The following is a 248-nucleotide window of genomic DNA, read 5'->3' as shown; positions in this document are numbered from 1 at the left end:
CGCGTTTCCTGGTGCGCAAGCTGGGCCGGGATTTACTGGTGGCCACCGCCGACATCGAGTACGCCCAGGCCGCCGGCAACTACATGAACCTGCACGTGCGCGGCCATGAGGACCCGCTGCGCAGCACGATGGCGGCGCTGGAGGCGCAGCTGGATCCGGCCCGGTTCGTGCGCATCCACCGCCGCTACGTGCTCAACCAGGGCTTCCTTGTCTCGATCGAGCCGCTGGACAGCGGGGAGGCCCGGGCC

At 69.8% G+C, this 248-nt stretch carries 1 protein-coding gene; it reads left to right on the top strand.

The window, feature by feature from the left end; genetic code table 11:
* A partial coding sequence (locus ACQG3P_RS21240) for a LytTR family DNA-binding domain-containing protein (protein WP_426806157.1) occupies window positions 1–248 on the top strand: 248 nt, incomplete at both ends.

This window comes from Stenotrophomonas sp. SrG, from assembly GCF_050031795.1.
GTDB lineage: Bacteria > Pseudomonadota > Gammaproteobacteria > Xanthomonadales > Xanthomonadaceae > Stenotrophomonas > Stenotrophomonas rhizophila_A.
Note: the sequence above shows the minus strand (reverse complement) of the source record. Positions and strands in the feature narration are given on the sequence as shown.